Genomic DNA, 16,707 nt, shown 5'->3' with positions numbered 1-16,707 from the left:
ATACCGGGGCAGGGTTCCTAACAGGGTTATCCACAACTTCGGTGGATAACTCCATGCCGATCAGGCACTTAGGCCGCCTCGGCGGCCGCCTGGACGGCTCGACCAGGCCGAAATCGGCCGCTGCCCCCCAAGTGTCAACATCGCGCCGGCCCCGCTGCCCCTCAAGTGTCAACGTCAGGGCTGCGCCGGCCGGCCTCGGCCGACTTGTCCCGAAACTGTCCACAACGGCCGCGCCGGTGGGGCAGGGCAGGGAAGGCCCCGGAAACGGGCCAGGAAGGCCCGTCAGGGCCGCAAAGCCCAGCGGCGAGGGCCACCGGCCCGGTGAGGGGTCTCCTCGTTTTCAGTGCAATAAGTGACGGTACGAAAAGCTAGCACTGGCGCGGAGGTGGTGTTGGTAGATCGTTGATTTCATTGACTTTCCTGTTCACTTTCAAATCTGCGATTCGTGGCGTCAAACCGTGGTCGGTTTCATCCATTGGTGCCAGTTATCGATGCATTTGGCCGCGAAGGCAGGATTTGGTCAGCATAGCGGTCAACCGGGAAGCGAAACACACCCCGCAAGTTGATGCTCTCCAGCCTGGTGGGCGCAATCTTCCCGATCAGTTCCGGTGGAATGACCTGGCGGCGGTTCGACCAGCGATCCAGGACCGCCTGCATCTGTGAGGTATTCCACGCCATCACGATGTTGGCCATCAGGCTCAACGCATCGGCCACAGCCTGCATTTCATCGACACGTTTGGCCTGCGCCGGGCTGATCCGGCCGGTATAAATGGCGCGCTTGAGGGCGTTAACAGCCTCGCCCCGATTGAGCACCCGGCGCAACTCGTTCCTGAAAGCGTCCTTGACAAAGTAGTCAGCCAAAAACGCCGTACGCAGCAACCGCCCCAATTGCACGCCAGCCTCATAGATTGGATCGCCCTGGGCGGCAGAACCGAACCGCGCAAGAGCTGCCACCGCACTGGCATGTCCGCTCATGACCGAGGCTGCCAGGTGCACCAGACTATCCCAATGCTTTTCGATCAAAGCGACGTCGACATTGGCTTCGCACACCGCAGCGATTTCTGCGGGCACTTTGGTGCCGCGTGGCACAAAGAGGTGGCGCTGTTTGAGTTCCTTCAACCGCGGGCAAAGATCAAAACCAAGCAAACGGGCATGTGACATGGCAAAGTCGGTGTAGCCATGGGTATCCACAGCAAGCTGGCTGGTCTCCAGCTTTTCTTGGCGGATGACACCTTCAATGGCCACGCCCGCCTGGCGCTCATTGAGCACAAAGGGCTGCGCATGGAAGATGCCCCACCGGTCTTTTACATGGGAGTAGATTCCAATGGAAGGTGTGTTGCGCCGAGGATCAAGCCGGGCTTGCCACACCCGTTTGGTGGTCTCCATGCTCATCATGTCAGAAGATGCCAAATCGGACCGCCCCCAGGTGGCGGCAATCGGGTGTCGCTGCATGAATTCCAGCACAGCCTGGCAGGCCTGGCTCAGACGCCGTTCGTCCCGCGCCCAGCGCATGGCCTGGCGAATGCTGGTGGCAGACAATTGCGGAATCATGCGCGCGCATTCGACCGCAGTCAGACTGGTGCCGTGGGCCATGATGCCGGCATAGACCATCAGCAGCTCGTCGGTAGAGCGCGGCTCACGTCCGAGCATGATCCAGCTAAAGCGCACCTGGGCGTCAACGGCCAGAATCACTTCCGGCAATTGAACCTCACCGATGCGGTGATCCAAAGCCGCGCGCAGCTTGGTCACTTCTGGGTCTTCGTCCTCTGCGGGCAATGGCGACAAATGGAGTTCATCATCCACGCGCAGTACGCCACTGCGGGCTGCAGCGGCCACCGCATCGACACCGGCAGTTACTCTGGCCAGCAAAGGCTTCAAGAAAGTGGCAGCCTTGCTGGGTAACGATAGACGGGCATAGTGTTTCTTGGACTCTGCCTGCCAACGCTCGTCCGTGAAGAACAAGCGCGCACGACCCCGAAAGCTCAGGCTGTGCTCAATCCAGACCGAGCCATTGCGCACCGCGCGGCGCAGGGCAAACAGGGTGGCCACCTCCAACGCCTGAAACGCCCGTTCCCGGTCTGGGCTGGAGATCGAAACCTGCCAGATCATTCCCAGACTTGGTGCCACCACTTCAACTGGCAGCTTTCTGGATCCTTTGAGATATAAAGCTTGCAGCTTGGCAAGGTACTCGATGGCAGGATGCTCGCCGGTGGCCTGCCAGGGCAGCTTTGCAATGGCGACGAGCAACGACCGCACGGGGCGAATTCCATCAATCAATCCCTCGCGGACCAGGGAGGCCCTGCTCGGTGGTTTGCGTTTCTGGGTTTCGGTGATCAAGGCTTCAAGACGGGCACGCAACTCAGCATCTGGCACCGCACCTTGCGCGCTCAAGGCAACAAGTTCGCCGAGCAGCGTTTTGTACATTGCGGCCCAATTGACGGTAGCGGGGACATCGGCGGCAGCCTGACGCCACAGATCGGCGATCCGGCGCTGCACCATAAGGATCAACTGGTCTGTGGTGGTGAACAGGCAATACCGAAGAAAGCATGCGACCTCCACGGTGCGCGCTGGCTCTTTGATCTTGGCTCCGGCTGAGGGCGGCCTGGAGACAAGTCGGCGCGCGTAGCGGCGCAAGATGAGATCGGGGATGTCTGCCAGGTGCTTATGAACGTCCAGCGTGTAAAGCAGGTCGATGCGCTCCAGTACCTCGCTGATTTGGCGGGTTGAGTGTTTCGCCGGTGCAGCCCATAGCCAACTCTGCTGGGTTTGTCCATCTGGGCGCAGCTCTGAAACTGAGGCTCGCCAGCGATCAAGTGTTGCTGGATCAACGCTGGCGGCGATGGCGGTGCCTGTTTCAACTTCAAGCTGGGCAAGTGCCGCCGCAATCAGTGTCCGAATTGCCCGCTCGTGCACGATCACCAGCTTGTTCTTGTACAGCCATTGACGCGCCCGCACGAGTAGCTGATCGCGGTCGGCGCAGCGCGCCACTTCGTCGCGCAGTTCACGTACCAGTGAGCGGCGCTGGTGCTCGCTCATCCACTGGAATCCAAGGACCGTGCAGGCTACTTGTTGGTGATCGAATAGCGTGCGCCCGCGTTCATACATGGCTCTCAGCGAGGCGACTTCTGGTGCTGCAATGCCAAGCTCGTTGCCAAGGTGGCGCCACAAGGCTACTGGAATTACCCGAAAGGCACCGAGCAAACGCCCACTCATGCGCAGGAAACCAATATGGAGCGCCAGACCAAGCTTGTGGGAATCACCTCGGCGTGCATTGATTGCGTCGCGCTCGGCACCATCGAAGGTGAAAAATGCCTTCATCTCGAAGTCGCTGATATCGCGGGGGAGCCCACGCATCCCCAAAAACGTTGTGTGCCAACCCTGCATCGTGAACCTCAAAAGTGGGAGGCCACCATACCCGTTTACAAAGCGAACAGGAAAGTCAATGAAATCAACGGTCTACCCAGACCACCCCCGCGCCAGTGCTAGCTTTGCGTACCGTCACTTATTGCACTGAAAACGAGGAGACCCCGCGTCCGGCACGGGCGTGGCGGTGCCGGGCGGGTTGGCGGAAAGGAAGGTGGAAGCACCGTGCCGGCTGAAGCAGACCTGGCGGGTCAAGTCATCGACGGACAGCTCCCAGGCGGGGCCGGCAAGGGTCAGCAAGGCATCGCGCAGCATCAGCGGACCCAGGCGCAGGTGTGCGGCGGGCAGCGGCAGCGCGTACAGCGTGGCGGCCTCGGCCGCGTCGCAGAGCCGGTAGCCCGAGCGCAGGAGCACATGGCGCATGGCGTCGCCCACGCTGGCATCGAGCATGGGCGGAATCGAGACCTCCACCGCCTGCTGCAAGAGATCACGCTGCGCGGGCTCCGGCACCAGCTCGACCAGGGTGTAGCGGCCGTAGCGGGCCACGGGCACCAGTCGCTGCCCCGAAGCTGGCTCGTCGGGCGGCGCTTCTATATGGTCAGGGGTGGCCGGTGTCGTGGTGCAACCGGACAGCAGGCCGCTGAGCACGGCGAAAATGCAGAGGAAACGAGGCAGAGACGGCGGCATGTGGCACCCCATGGCGACGAGATGCCTTCACCATTGCAGAACTGTGCTGCGCGGGATGCCGGAAATCCGAAACGCGCGGCGCCCCGTTTCCGAGGGAAGTCAGGATGGGTTCGACCCCGTCATTTCGCCGGTGGCGATGGCCCTCGGGTTAGCCGTTGAAGACGCCGCCTGGTCCGGCAAGTGCGGCCGCACCCATTCGATTCGCTCGATGAACCGGCGACATCAGCGGGAGGCCGTAAACCCCAGGATGAACAGCAGCACCCGGGTCGAAGCGGGGGCGCCGACAGCGGACGCCCAGGTGTTCGTAGGATCCCTACACCGGCGAGGTGCTGGGCGGCCGCAAGTGGGGTGCCCTGGCCCAGGGGGTGAATCTCATGCCCTTCATCTATCGCCTGCACTACTCGCTGACCCTGGAAACGGTGGGGCAGTATTTCATGGGCATCGTGGCGCTCGCGTGGACGCAGGACTGCTTCGTCGGGATCTGTCTCATCTTCCCGGCGCCTGCGCGCCACACGAGGAGCAAACGGTGGCTCGGCCGCTGGTGGCCAGCGTGGAAGGTGCGTTGGCCAGGCAGGTCGTACAAGCCGAGTTTCTACCTGCACCGCGCTGGCGGCTTGTGGCCGTGGGCAATTCACTTGGCGCGAGGGACCGCAGCGACGGCCGTCTACCTGCGACCGGCCTCGCGCACGAGATAGCGGTCGAAATACATCACGCTGTCGGCTTTGGACCACACGCCGACACGGCCGGAAAATGGTGCCGGCAACTCGTGTTCCAGCTGGCGCTGCCCGTTGAGCCAGCCCTCGACCCGGCGATCCGCGGCCACCAGCTTCAGCGAGTGCCACGGCCCGGTCGGCGTCGGCGTGTTGCGCACCCATTGCACCGAGGAGCGCTTTCCCTGCTCGTACTTGAACAGCACGAGGTTGTCTTCGAGGCAGTTGGCGCGCAGCACCAGGTAGTCGCCGTTGGGCTTGAGGTTGAAGACGATGCCGGCGGCCTGGTCGATGCGCCCGGCCACGCACTTGAAGCGCAGTTCGATCTCGCCGGCGCGGAAATCGTCGATGCCCTGGGCCACGGCCAGCGGGAAGTAGGCGTAGGCCTGGACGTTGTCGAGGAACTCGGCGTAGCGCTCGCCGTACAGGGCGCGGGCCTTGTCGGCGAGCCCCGCCGAGGCCTGGCCGCGCGCCCAGCCGCGACCGTCCACCACCAGCACGCGCCGTTCGCCATCGACGCCCGTGAGCCACTGTCCCACTGCTGGGACGACGCCCTTCGGCTCCGCGCCGACGGTCTCATTCTCGAACTCGAAGCGCAGCGTGCCGTCGGCCTGCCGCACCGGCGCTGCCGGCCCGGTGGTAGTCGGCGCGGGCGCGGCGCCGGCTTGCGGCAGGTACTCCGGCTGCGCGGGCGGCGCCTCGCCGATCAGGAAGCGGAACGCCGCCCAGGTGCCGGCGGCGGCCAGCAGCACGCCGGCTACGAGCAGCAGATTGCGTCGCGTGCGGGTCATGGCGGCGGTCTCTTACCGGCCCGCCGGCTCGACGCGGTAATCGTCGAAATACACCACGCTGTCGGCCTTGGACCACAGGCCGACGCGGCCCGAGACCGGCTTGGGCAGATCGTGGGTGAGCAGGAGCTTGCCGTTCAGCCAGCCTTCGACCCGGTTGCCTTTGACCGTCAGCTTCATTTCATGCCACTGGCCGCTGGGCGTTGGCGTATTGCGTATCCATTTCACCGATGAGCGCCGGCCCTTCACGTACTGCCATAGCACCAGGTTGTCCTCCAGCGAGTTGGCGCGCAGCGTCAGGTAGTCGCCGTTGGGCTGGACATTGAAGAGAATGCCGGCAGCCTGGTCGATGCGCCCGTCCACGCCCTTGAAGCGCACGGTGATCGTGCCCTCGCGGAAGTCCGCCACGTCGTTCATCACCGCGATGGGGAAGTAGGCGTAGGACTGGACGTTGTCGAGGAACTCGGCGTAGCGCTCGCCGTAAAGCGCCCGCGCCTTGTCGGCCAGCCCCGCCGAGGTCTGGCCGCGCGCCCACTTGGCGCCATTGACCGACAGCCGCTTGTTGCCGGTGTCGTCCACCACGACCCAGTTACCCACGGCGGCGGCGAAGGACTTGGGCTCGGCGCCGACCGTCTCGTTGTCGAAGCCTTGCACCGTCGGCGCGGCGAAGGCCGGAACCGCCAGGGCGGCAAACAGCAGGGAAGCGAGGAAACGCGATTTCATGAGGATTCTCCTTGGATCGAACGAAGATGGATCGGCAGACGCCGCGCCCGCGCGTGGCGCCAGAACGTGAGCAGGATCAGGGCGGGCAGCAGGGCGTAGAACCACAGTTCCGCCGGCCGCGCATCGGCCACCAGCGGATGCCCCGGATACGGCGGTGTCTCGACGGGCGTCACCTGCACGCCGGCCAGTTCATGCAGCAGCGGCAGGATTTCGCGCGGGCTGTTGGAGCGGCTCGTGGCATTGCGCCCTGCATATTCGTAGATGATGCGGCCGTAGCCTTCGTCCCCGGCGGCGCCGAAGACCCCCGCCTTGCCGGTCTCCATCCAGCGCACCGTGAGACCGGGCACCAGGCGCTTGAGCTTCGCCAGCACGTTGCGCTGGTACTCCTGCGCCCGGCTGTCCTCGGGCGCGAGGTAGAGCGAGATGGCGAGTCCCCGGTCCATGCGGGCGAGCGCCGCCTCGTCGGCGGGGTTGAAGCTGTTGCGCCGGTCCTCGCTGACATCGAGCGACAAGTTCAGCATGGATGTCGCCGCCAGCAGCAGGACCAGCACGGCGGCGCCCGCCGCGCCGCGCTTGAAGCGGGCGCTTCGAGAAAGCCCCGGCGGCAGGATGAGGGCGGCCAGTGCCGCGAGCCCCAGCCCGAGCCCCGCCAGGCTCAGACCATGGGCCGCCGGCAGCAGGCCGCGCTCGAACTGCTTGAGGGCCTGGGTCGGCGAAATCTCGCCCAGGGTCTTGAGCCATTCCGGGCCGGTGGCGGCGGCGAAATCGAGCACCCAGAAGCCCAGCGTGAAGGCGAGTGTGACGATGGCGGCGGTGGCCGCCGACTCGGCGAGCGCCGCCGCGAAGAAGGCGATGCCCGCCACCGCCAGCGCATAGAGCGCATGACCGAGGAAGAGATTGGCGGTCTCGGCCGGCGCGAGATGGCCACCCGCGACCTGCCAGAAGACGAGCGCCGAGAGGGGCACGGCGAGGCTCAGGCTCCAGGCCGCGCACACCGCGGCGAGCTTGACCGCCACCAGCGCGGCCGGCGAGAGCGGCCATTGCAGGGCGAGCTTCAACGCGCCGCTCTCCTTGTCCTGGCCCAGGGCGCGGATGGCGACGAAGGGAAACAGCAGCGTGGTGCCCAGATAGAAGGCGCCCAGCGTCGGCACCAGGATGCCGTCCAGCGGCGTCATGCCGCGGGCCATTTCCGGGAATTGCAGCGCCGTGCGGCTCGCCTCGCCGAACAGGCGCACCGCCTCGACAAAGCCGTAGCCGGCGAGCGGCGCCAGCAGGAACAGCATGGCCCACCAGGCGCGGCCGGCAAACAGGCGGCGCAGCTCGTGGGCGAAGACGGCGGCTAATCGTTTCAATTGTCCGAATTGCCGTCCCGCCGGCTCCGACTTTTGTGCGGCTACGCCGCATCCCTCGCTTCGCTCGGGACCGCCGCTTCGCGGCGTCCTGCGCCCTGCGGACTGGTCAGTGTGTGAGTCCAAGAAATACCTCCTCCAGATCGGCGTGGGCCGCGCCCGCCTGGGCCGCCAGGTCCGCGAGCGTGCCCAGGCCCAGACGGCGGCCGGCGTCGAGCAGCAGCAGGCGGTCGCAGATGCGCTCGGCGTCCTTCAGTTGATGGATGGACAAAATCAGTGCCCGCTCGGCCGCCACCTCGCGCAACAGGTCCATGACATGCAGGGTCTGACGCAGGTCGAAGCCGTCGAAGGGCTCGTCCAGGATCAGGATGGGCTGGGGCGTGAGCAGTGCCAGCGCCAGCAGCAGCCGGCGGCGGTAGCCCTTGGAAAGCTCGGAGACCCGTTTGGCCAGCACCGGCTTGAGCTCCAGCCGGCGCACCACCGTCGCCTCCCGCTCGGCACCCAGGCCGTGCAGCTCGCGGAAGAGGCCGGTGGCGCGCCAGACGGGCTGGTCGCTCCAGGGCGCGATGCCGTCGGGCAGGTAAAACATCGCCTCCCGCCGGCGCGCCGCCGGCAGCGGCTCGCCATGAAGACGGACTTCGCCGCCGTCGGCGGGCAGCAGGCCCACCAGGGATTCCATCAGCGTCGTCTTGCCGGCGCCGTTGGGGCCGATGATGCCGAGAATCTCGCCGGGCGACAGATCGAACCCGACATCGTCGAGCACCGTGGCCTCCCCATAGCGTTTACTGATCCCGCGTACCGCCAGCAAGGGCGCCGCCTGGGTCATTTCACGTTCACCTTGCCCGAGACCGGATCGACCTTGAGTTTCACTTCCTTGCCCTGGGCGTCGATGGCTTCGATCTCGTAGACGCCATCCTCGAATTCGAGCTCGACGATGGTCTTGTGACCGGCCGCCTCGACCCCCTTGATGATCTCAGACAAGGGCTTGGCATTGGCGGGGGGGCGTTCATCGCCGAACCAGCCCGCCAGGGCGACGGCGGGAATGGCGAGCAGGGTGGCGATGGTTGCCGAAATCTTGCGCATTTTCATGAAATATCTCCTTTGGGTCGGATGGAAGGGAAAGATCATCAGCGACGGGTATCCTTGGGCAGCACGCGCAGGCGATGGCCCTTGTCCTCGGATACCAGAACGCGCGACATGCTGTCGTCGAACTCGACGTCCAGCGGTTGGTTGAAGCGGGCGGAGACAACCTCGCCATCGGCGAATCGGGCTTCGCCCGTACCCGCCAGGGTGGCGACCGCGCCGTCGGGAGTGACCAGGCGCAGGCGATTGTTGTTGCGGTCGGCCACGACGACGGCGCCATTGGGCAGTGGCGCGACGCCGGTCGGATTGTCGAACCGCGCCGTCGCGGCCGGGCCGTCGGCGTAGCCTGCCTTGCCGGCACCCGCAACCGTCGTCACCTCGCCCGCGGGTGTGACCCGGCGGACGGCATGGTTCAACTGGTCAGGCACCCACAGGCGCCCCTGACCGTCGATGCGCACGTTGTAGGGCTGGTTGAAGCGCGCCGTGGCGCGCTGGCCGTCGGCGAAGCCGGGCGCGCCGTTGCCGGCGAGCGTGTCCACCTTGTCCAGCACGAGATCGATGCGGCGGATGGCGTGGTTGAGGTAGTCCGCGACGTAGAGCGTGGTCTGCGCGGCATCCAGGGCGACACCGTAGGGCTGGTTGAAGCGCGCCGATTTCAGGTCGCCATCGACGAAGCCGGCCGAATCTCCGCCCGCCAGCGTGATGACCGTGCCGTCCGGCGTGATCTTGCGGATGCGGTGATTGTTGCGGTCGGCGACGTAGATGGCCCCGCTACGCTCGACCGCGACGGCGATGGGTTCGTTGAACTGGGCAGTCTTGGCCGGGCCGTCGGCAAAGCCGGCCTTGCTCGTTCCCGCCACGGTGGCCACGGTGCCGTCTGGCCTGACTATCCGCACCTGATGGTTGCCGCGGTCGGCGAAGTAGAGGCTGCCGTCATTGGCGTATGACAGGCCATGAGGCCGGTTGACGCGGCCCGGCGAGCCGTCCGCCGCGCCCGGCTGGCCGTCTCCGGCCAGGGTCCGGACTTCGGGAAACGGCAGGGTCTTGGGGAAAACCGATGCTTCAGGCTCGGCGCCGGCCGCGACGCCGCCGACAGTGAGCGCGGCCACGATGGCCGCAACGAGATACTTCATGGTGTGGTTCCTTCTGGATGTGAGAGGGTTCTTTCGCGGGGCAATGCGATTCGGAAGACGCTGCCCTTGCCCGGCGCGCTGTCGGCCTCGATGCGCCCGCCGTGGGCCTCCACCGCCCAGCGCGCGATGGCCAAGCCCAGTCCGAAACCGCCGCGGCGGTCTCCGTCCTGCCGGCCGCGGGCGGCATCGACCCGGTAGAACCGGTCGAAGAGATGCGGCAGGTGCTCCGCCGGAATGCCCGGTCCCTGGTCCGCCACGGTGATTTCGGCGAGGTCGGCATGCGTGCGGCACGCGATGGCCACCACGGCGTCCGGCGGGCTGTGCTTGATGGCGTTGTCAAGAATATTGACGACCGCCTGCCGCAATACCGCCGGGTCACCCAGTACCATCAATGACGATACCGCGACCTCGATTTGCTGTCCTTTCTCTTCGGCCAGCACGCGCAAATGATTGACGGCATCCCAGGTAAGTCTGCCGAGGTCAAAGGCTTCACGTCCAAGCACGATGCGCCCGCTGTCAGCCCGCGCCAGCATCAGCAGGCTCTGTACCAGTTGAGTTAGTCGATCTGCCTCCTCCAACATCGTGCCGATGGTGTCTCGATAAGCCGCTTCGTCACGCCGTTCCCGCAGCGCTACTTCGCCAACGCTACGGATGACGGTCAGGGGCGTCCGCAGTTCATGCGAGGCCTCGGAGGTGAAGCGCTTTAACTGATCGAAGGATTGCCCCAACCGGGCAAACAGATCGTTGAAGGTGGTGCCGAGACGGCCCAATTCGTCGTTGGGATTGGCGATGGGCAGACGGGCGTCCAAGCGGTCAGCCGTGATGGATTGTGCTTCGTCGGTCATTTTTGCTACCGGAGCCAGAACCCTGCCGGCCAGCCAATAGCCGGAGATTCCAGCAGCCCCAATGGCCAACGGCAGCCCGATGGTGAGCACCCACAGCAAGGATGCCAATTCCCGTTCAACCTGTTCCTCGGGAAATGCCGTGCGAATCACGGCACGAATCCCGTCCACCTCGATCTCCCGCTGCAATACCCGGAGCGATAGACCGCTATCGAGCTTGGCCGAGAAAAAGCCCGGCGCCCGCCGGCCAAAGGGAAGCTCATCAGCAATGCCATTTTTCGCATAACCGCCGGCCAGGCGATAGACTAAGGCGCCATCCGGCAGGTGCACGTCGAGCCACAACATGTTGGCCAAGGTCTCATAGCCATCAACCCGATCGGGCATCCGCCAGAACAACCGCCCGGAGGAGTCACGCACCAACGCCTGTTCGGCGATCTCCACCTCCTGATCAAGGCGATGATCAACCTCGATAACGAAGCGTTCCCGTACTGTGGTGTAGACAAAAACCGCATAGATGACGAGCATCACGCCCAAGGCCGTGGCGTAGATCATCGACAGCCGGGCGCGGATACTTAGGGCGGCCCACCGCCTTGTCAGCAACGTTCCTGTATCGGTTGGCATCGAATGTTCAGAAATTGTGACTTACCCCCAGCGCTAAGGAGGTGTTGGATGCCCCCGTGGGGGTGTGCTCAAGGAAGCTATACGAGGCATTGGCATCGTTCTTGATCCGAGTGAAATACCCATAAATCTTGGTTTTCTCAGTCAAGTTGTAGTTGTAGCCGAGCGTACTTTGCGTAGCGCCGCTATCCTGGCTGCCGGACCAACTGCCGGCGACGCCATAATTGGCATGAAGCTCATGCTTGCCGAATGGATATTTCACCGCGACCCGAGCATAGTTGCGGTGCGAGGATGTTCCACCATCGGGAAGGCTTTGGGCTCTCTCGATCAAGCCAGCGAGCACAAACCCTTTGATTGTCGTGGAGGCGCCGACCGTCCATGCCTTGTTGACGTCCAGATCCCGGCTCTCCGCATATCCACCGGCGATCCTCGATTCTCCAAACTCGTAGGTCACTGCGAATTCGTCATGGCGCGGACTAGACGCATGCTGCTTTCCGTCATCCTTGTCCAGAAAGGCGTGCAGCAACTCGATCTTGACCGGCCCGGAGAGTGGGGCGCGGTAATATACCGACTTCGTCATTCGTCCGCCTGTCGCATCCTCCCAAAGCAGTTTGTCTGATGATCGGCCGCTGTCATGGTTGTGCATGCTAGTTTCATCGTAGGTGGCATGATAGAGGGGGCCCTCCATTCTGCCGAGACGCAACGTCCCGAGCGTCTCATTCCGGATACCCACCCAGTTGTCGCGCGGGTTAAGTATCCACCCCGTGTGATCGCCCTCGGGACGAATACGGCCTTCAAGCTGAATCATTACCGATGTTTCGTCTGAGAGTGCCTTGCCCGCACGCATGCCAAGACGGGACGCATTGTCCACCAACTCGGTTTCTGCATTGCTGCCGCTGATTCTGGCTCGCTCGACCGTAGCATTGATCCGGCCATACAGTGTTGGCTCCCCGAATACTGGCTCCCCCGCCATAACGGGAGTTGCAAGGACGGCGGCCAAGCAAGCGTAGATACCAGGAAACAGTGTTGTTCTATTTGACATGGATAGTGACTCTTGACGATAGGAAGGGGGAAAGTTCCCCCTTCCTGATTCAAAAAATGCTTACTTGCTCTTGGCAGCCTTCTCGGCCAGTTTTTTGGCCTCGGCAATGCTAGCCATCGCCTTCTCCTGATTGTGGAAACCGAGGCTACCGTCGAGCAGTACGAAGTTCAGCTTGCCGCGCGCCTCGTCGGCCAGTTTTTTGGCCTGCGGGTTCTTGGTCGAAACCGACTTCAGCAGTTTTTCCACCTCGTCAATGTCGGCCCGTGTCATGGCCTGCTTTTGCTTGAGCATGATGTCGAGGGTGTTGGTGTCGAAAGCTGGAGTCTGAACACCGGACTGCAACTTCTTGCCTGCGCCTTCATGGCAGGTCGCGCAACTGCTGCGGATGCCCTGGCGCAATTCCATCTCCGGTTTCGCCACCATGAAGGTGTGCGCAGTGACATCCCACGGATGTGGTTTGTCGGCCGTCGGACCGGACCGGTAGCCGTTCTTCGGCATGTGGCAATCGATACACTGCACCCCAGCCTTCTCCATCGGACTGTCCTTGAACATCTCGGCGTTGGGGCGCTTGGCATAGCCGCCGTTGCTATGGCAGGAGACGCACAGTTGTTCGGGCTTCATGCGGAGCTGGGTTTTCTCCGGCTCGCCGTGGAAGGTATGGCAGGTCAGGCAGGTCATGCCGGCCTTGGTGAAGTGCTTGCTCTTGGTGAAGTCCTGCCATTGCTGGCGGTTGCGCTTGGACCAGTCGTTGGGCCAGAAGTAATAGTTCTCTTCCGGGTCAGGCGTGCCCGAATAGTTCCAGAAGCGGCCGCGGGTGGTCATGTCGACATCGCCGGGACGGAAGCCTGTCTGGAAGGCGAGGTCGGGGATCTTCTTGTTGGCGTGGCGCCCGTGGCATTGGGCGCACAACTCGGTCTGTTGCAGGCTGTTGAGATCCTTCAGCGGATGGACGATAGTCGTTGCCTCCGGCGCGAGCTTCTTGCCGGACGCTTTCGCTTCCTCCGCCTCGGCCACATGCTTGCTCGCCGGGCCGTGGCAGCGCTCGCAGCCGACGGCCATCTCGCTCTTGCCGTTCGGCTTGACCTTCCAGTGACCGGCGGCTTCGTCCTTGAAAAAGTCGTTGCCGGTGGTATGGCAGCCCGAGCATTTGCCCTCGGCGAAGCGGTTCTTCGGCAGTTCTTCCATCTTGCGCGGGCGGCCGTCGGGCGTGCCGTCCGGCACCACCCAGTCGTAAGGGCGGTAGGAATTATTGATCCAGTCCTTGTTTTCGACCGACCAGCGCAGTATCCCCGGCAGCAGGTTCTCGCCGACCTTGATCTCGTATTGCTGGTCCCACTTGCCGCCCAAGACCTTGTAAATCTCGTAGGTCTGGTCGTTGGCCGGATTGTCCTTGTCGAGCACGGTGAAGAAGAACTTGTCGCCCTCGCGGTGGGCGCGGACCTGGAAGGTCAGCTTGACCGGCTTGCCGTCCTTGTCCTTGACCGGCTTGCTGTCCTTGTCCTTGGCGGCCACGTCCTTGTAAGTGATGATCCGGTTGTTGAAATCGCCGACGATGACATCGGGGGACACGGCACGTTGCATCTTGGAATGCCAGGTGGCCTTCCATTCGCCGTATTGCTTCTCGTGGCAGGACTGGCAACTGTCGCTGCCGGCATACTTGGCGTCGCCGAAGAACTTCTGCCCCGACTCGACCCGGTGCGCCTCGCGGGCCGCCGACATGGTTTCGGTTGGCGTCAGCGTGGTTTGCGCCGAAGCCAGGTTGATAAATCCGGCCAGGCCGATAGCGACGATGGAATACCGTCCTATCCGTCTTAGCCAGGATGTTGTTGCGATGTTTCTCATGGAAGTCCCCCTTCTACAAGTTTTCGGGAAGTTGTTTCTGCAAAAAATTGGCATGCTGGCGATGGCCTACAGGGCTTCTTCGCGCAGCATGAAACCCACCCCGCGCAGTGTGTGGATGAGTTTTTGGGTATGGCCATCGTCGAGCTTTCGCCGCAATCGGCCGATATGGACATCGATGACGTTATCCAGCGGCGTGGCTCGTTGTGCCGTTTTCCAGACATCCCGGGCAATCATTTCGCGGGAAACCAGGCTGCCCTGATGGCGTAACAGGAACTCCAGCAGCTCAAACTCCCGAGTGGTCAGTTCCAGCGCCATGCCAGCACGGCGGACGCTGCGGGTGACCAGATCCATCTCGACATCGGCGGCCTTCAGGCGCAGCGTTTCCTTTGGCCGCCCGCGGCGGAGCAAGGCGCGGATGCGGGCCAGCAGTTCGTCGAAGGCAAATGGTTTGACCAGGTAGTCGTCGGCGCCCAGGTCGAGGCCCCTGATACGATCTTCCACGGTATCCCGGGCTGAAAGGATCAATACGGGTGTCGATTGACCTAGTTTGCGCATGGCGGCCAGCATCTCCAGCCCGTCGCGCCCCGGCAACATGATGTCCAGGATGACGAAATCGAAGACTGCCGAGGAGATGAGAAAGAACCCATCCTCTCCGGTGGCGGCCAGCGTCACCTCGTATCCCTCGCCGGAAAGACCGGTCTTCAGGGCTTGGGCAACTTTGGGTTCGTCTTCGACAACCAGAATGCGCATTTTGGGCGACCTAATATTGGATTTTCAGTCTACCGATGCCGGTGATTGGGCAAACTGAGATGGGTTACAGGGCGCCAGCCTTGTAAACGCCGGGCACGGGCTCGCCAGTGACTTCGAGCACGCCAACCGCGCCCTTGCCGGCGCGCGACAGGGCGTGGTCCACCAGGAGGTAGCTGCCGGGGTGCTGCACCTTGATCTCGACGATGGTCGCGCCGCCGGGTGCCACCAGCGTGGTCTGCACGTCGTGCTTGAGGCCCGAGAATGAGCCTTCGCTGTACACGGTGTCGAAGATTTCCCCGATGACGTGGAACGACGAGATCTTGTTGGGCCCGCCGACGCCGAAGAAGATGCGCACGGTCTCGCCCACCTTGGCCTGGAGCGTATGGGTCTTGCTCAACGCGCCGACTGCCCCGTTGAAGACGTAATAGTCGGGCAGCTCATTGGCCATCTTCTCGAGGTCGGCCTCCTGATGCACCTTGGCACCGTGCGGCCGGCCGGTGTACATCTCGCCCTGCATCACGTAGTACTCGCGGTCCACCTTGGTGAGGCCACCTTCGGGCTCGACCAGGATCATTCCGTACATGCCGGCCGCGATGTGCTGCGGCACCAGCGGCGTGGCGCAGTGGTAGACGTACAGGCCAGGGTTGAGCGCCTTGAAGGCAATGGTCTTTTCCTGGCCGGGCGCCACCTGTGTGTGCTCGCCGCCGCCATGACCACCCGTGACGGAGTGCAGGTCGATCGAATGGATCATCTTGCTGTCGCGGGCATTGGCCAGCGTCAACTCGACCGTGTCGCCCACGCGCGCGCGCAGCATGGGGCCGGGTACTTGGCGATCGAAAGTCCAGTAGGTGAAGCTGGTGCCGTCATCGAGCTTGCCTGGCAGCTCGACCGTCTCCATGCGGTATTTGAGCGTTTTCGGCGCACGGCTGCCGATGGCGGCGGGCACCGCCGAGGGATTGGCAGCGACGCTGACGGCAGACGGGTCGGCCGCGCGCTGGGGCACCGGCGCAGGAGTGTAGAGCGCGGCCTGGCTCGAATCGGATTTCGCAGCGGGGGGCGTGCCCGCTTCGGCGACCGCTGGTCCGCTCACTTGGAGTTTTCCCTCCATGCCAATCTGCCGATGACCTGGGATCGAGCAGTAGTAGGTGAAGGTGCCCGAGCGCGGCACCTTGAAGCGCAGCGTGGTCTTGCCGGTACCAGCGCTGAATTTCGCTGACGCGACGTTCAGCTCGGGAATCACCAAGTCGTGCTCAGCGCCTTCGCCGCTTTGGAGCGCGATCTCGACCGTGTCGCCCGCATTGGCCGCGAGCGTGGGGTTCACCTGGCCCTTGTCGTCGACGAACACCATCTTGCCATCGACGATGTTGGTGTGCAGCTCGTAGCGCTTGGTAGCTGCAGACTGAACTGCCGAAGTTGCGGGACTGCTCGATGCAGCCAAGTGCGTCGAATGGGCGGCCGGCTGGGCATGCACGGACAAGGCCGTGGTCATGACATAGATGGCGGCGGTGATCACGCCGAAGCAAAAGTTGCGTTGCATGGTGGGTTCCTTGATCTTTTCTGCCGGTGCGGCAGTACTGACTATGCGAACGCCGTGCCAAGAAAAACTTGTTATGGATCAATGAGTAGCAAGATCAATGGTATTTATAGGGGTCTCCTCGTTTTCAGTGCAATAAGTGACGGTACGCAAAGCTAGCACTGGCGCGGGGGTGGTCTGGGTAGACCGTTGATTTCATTGACTTTCCTGTTCGCTTTGTAAACGGGTATGGTGGCCTCCCAC

14 protein-coding genes are annotated in these 16,707 nt (G+C 63.4%); 1 reads left to right on the top strand and 13 read right to left on the bottom strand.

Annotation, left to right across the window (positions count from 1 at the left end; genetic code table 11):
* Positions 1-468: 468 nt before the first annotated feature.
* Both P7644_RS21065 and P7644_RS21060 read right to left on the bottom strand, forming a co-directional pair.
* Entirely contained in the window at positions 469-3,384 is a 2,916-nt protein-coding gene (locus P7644_RS21065; RefSeq protein WP_003049965.1) for a Tn3-like element IS1071 family transposase, read from the bottom strand.
* 114 nt (positions 3,385-3,498) lie between these two features.
* Positions 3,499-4,050, bottom strand: coding sequence for a hypothetical protein (locus P7644_RS21060; protein ID WP_404303350.1), 552 nt, complete (start codon positions 4,048-4,050; stop codon positions 3,499-3,501).
* A 326-nt stretch (positions 4,051-4,376) separates the two neighbouring features.
* On the opposite strand from P7644_RS21060, the gene P7644_RS21055 reads away from it, so the two are divergent.
* Entirely contained in the window at positions 4,377-4,745 is a 369-nt protein-coding gene (locus P7644_RS21055; RefSeq protein WP_073651997.1) for a PepSY domain-containing protein, read from the top strand.
* Here P7644_RS21055 and P7644_RS21050 read toward each other — a convergent pair.
* From P7644_RS21050 to nirK, 11 genes are all read right to left on the bottom strand, one after another.
* Positions 4,715-5,551: a hypothetical protein gene (locus tag P7644_RS21050; protein WP_404303349.1), complete on the bottom strand. Its 837-nt coding sequence runs from the start codon at positions 5,549-5,551 to the stop codon at positions 4,715-4,717. The two genes, P7644_RS21055 and P7644_RS21050, sit on opposite strands and share 31 nt — an antisense overlap.
* Positions 5,552-5,563: 12 nt before the next feature.
* Positions 5,564-6,271, bottom strand: coding sequence for a family 16 glycoside hydrolase (locus tag P7644_RS21045; protein WP_109040319.1), 708 nt, complete (start codon positions 6,269-6,271; stop codon positions 5,564-5,566).
* On the bottom strand, positions 6,268-7,623 hold the full coding sequence (locus tag P7644_RS21040) for an ABC transporter permease subunit (protein ID WP_404303348.1): 1,356 nt from the start codon (positions 7,621-7,623) through the stop codon (positions 6,268-6,270). The genes P7644_RS21045 and P7644_RS21040 overlap by 4 nt, the downstream gene beginning before the upstream one ends.
* 106 nt (positions 7,624-7,729) lie before the next feature.
* Positions 7,730-8,446, bottom strand: a complete 717-nt coding sequence (locus tag P7644_RS21035; RefSeq protein WP_109040318.1) for an ATP-binding cassette domain-containing protein — start codon at positions 8,444-8,446, stop codon at positions 7,730-7,732.
* Positions 8,443-8,709 carry a PepSY domain-containing protein gene (locus P7644_RS21030; protein WP_374412680.1) on the bottom strand — a complete coding sequence of 89 codons (267 nt, stop codon included), beginning with the start codon at positions 8,707-8,709 and terminating at the stop codon, positions 8,443-8,445. Before P7644_RS21030 ends, P7644_RS21035 begins: the two co-directional genes overlap by 4 nt.
* A gap of 38 nt (positions 8,710-8,747) precedes the next feature.
* Positions 8,748-9,836, bottom strand: coding sequence for an NHL repeat-containing protein (locus P7644_RS21025; protein ID WP_404303347.1), 1,089 nt, complete (start codon positions 9,834-9,836; stop codon positions 8,748-8,750).
* The gene (locus tag P7644_RS21020) at positions 9,833-11,299 is read right to left on the bottom strand and encodes a heavy metal sensor histidine kinase (RefSeq protein ID WP_404303346.1); all 1,467 of its coding nucleotides are present in this window, start codon (positions 11,297-11,299) and stop codon (positions 9,833-9,835) included. The genes P7644_RS21025 and P7644_RS21020 overlap by 4 nt, the downstream gene beginning before the upstream one ends.
* Before the next feature lie 7 nt (positions 11,300-11,306).
* Positions 11,307-12,338, bottom strand: coding sequence for a porin (locus P7644_RS21015; RefSeq protein ID WP_404303345.1), 1,032 nt, complete (start codon positions 12,336-12,338; stop codon positions 11,307-11,309).
* Positions 12,339-12,398: 60 nt separating this feature from the next.
* A complete protein-coding gene (locus P7644_RS21010; protein ID WP_404303344.1) occupies positions 12,399-14,180 on the bottom strand; it encodes an ammonia-forming cytochrome c nitrite reductase subunit c552 in 1,782 nt (593 codons plus the stop codon).
* A 66-nt stretch (positions 14,181-14,246) separates the two neighbouring features.
* Entirely contained in the window at positions 14,247-14,930 is a 684-nt protein-coding gene (locus tag P7644_RS21005; protein WP_404303342.1) for a response regulator transcription factor, read from the bottom strand.
* A 64-nt stretch (positions 14,931-14,994) separates the two neighbouring features.
* Complete coding sequence (gene nirK, locus P7644_RS21000; protein WP_404303341.1) at positions 14,995-16,467, bottom strand: copper-containing nitrite reductase; 1,473 nt, start codon at positions 16,465-16,467, stop codon at positions 14,995-14,997.
* Positions 16,468-16,707 lie beyond the last annotated feature (240 nt).

Source organism: Alicycliphilus denitrificans (assembly GCF_044792555.1).
Lineage (GTDB): Bacteria > Pseudomonadota > Gammaproteobacteria > Burkholderiales > Burkholderiaceae_C > Alicycliphilus > Alicycliphilus denitrificans_A.
The sequence above is the reverse complement of the archived record's forward strand: the minus strand, read 5'-3'. Positions and strand labels throughout refer to the sequence as shown.

Coding starts and splice junctions, on each gene's coding strand:
- P7644_RS21065 (WP_003049965.1), bottom strand. CDS start 3,384: ATGCAGGGTTGGCACACAACGTTTTTGGGGATGCGTGGGCTCCCCCGC.
- P7644_RS21060 (WP_404303350.1), bottom strand. CDS start 4,050: ATGCCGCCGTCTCTGCCTCGTTTCCTCTGCATTTTCGCCGTGCTCAGC.
- P7644_RS21050 (WP_404303349.1), bottom strand. CDS start 5,551: ATGACCCGCACGCGACGCAATCTGCTGCTCGTAGCCGGCGTGCTGCTG.
- P7644_RS21045 (WP_109040319.1), bottom strand. CDS start 6,271: ATGAAATCGCGTTTCCTCGCTTCCCTGCTGTTTGCCGCCCTGGCGGTT.
- P7644_RS21035 (WP_109040318.1), bottom strand. CDS start 8,446: ATGACCCAGGCGGCGCCCTTGCTGGCGGTACGCGGGATCAGTAAACGC.
- P7644_RS21030 (WP_374412680.1), bottom strand. CDS start 8,709: ATGAAAATGCGCAAGATTTCGGCAACCATCGCCACCCTGCTCGCCATT.
- P7644_RS21025 (WP_404303347.1), bottom strand. CDS start 9,836: ATGAAGTATCTCGTTGCGGCCATCGTGGCCGCGCTCACTGTCGGCGGC.
- P7644_RS21020 (WP_404303346.1), bottom strand. CDS start 11,299: ATGCCAACCGATACAGGAACGTTGCTGACAAGGCGGTGGGCCGCCCTA.
- P7644_RS21015 (WP_404303345.1), bottom strand. CDS start 12,338: ATGTCAAATAGAACAACACTGTTTCCTGGTATCTACGCTTGCTTGGCC.
- P7644_RS21010 (WP_404303344.1), bottom strand. CDS start 14,180: ATGAGAAACATCGCAACAACATCCTGGCTAAGACGGATAGGACGGTAT.
- P7644_RS21005 (WP_404303342.1), bottom strand. CDS start 14,930: ATGCGCATTCTGGTTGTCGAAGACGAACCCAAAGTTGCCCAAGCCCTG.
- nirK (WP_404303341.1), bottom strand. CDS start 16,467: ATGCAACGCAACTTTTGCTTCGGCGTGATCACCGCCGCCATCTATGTC.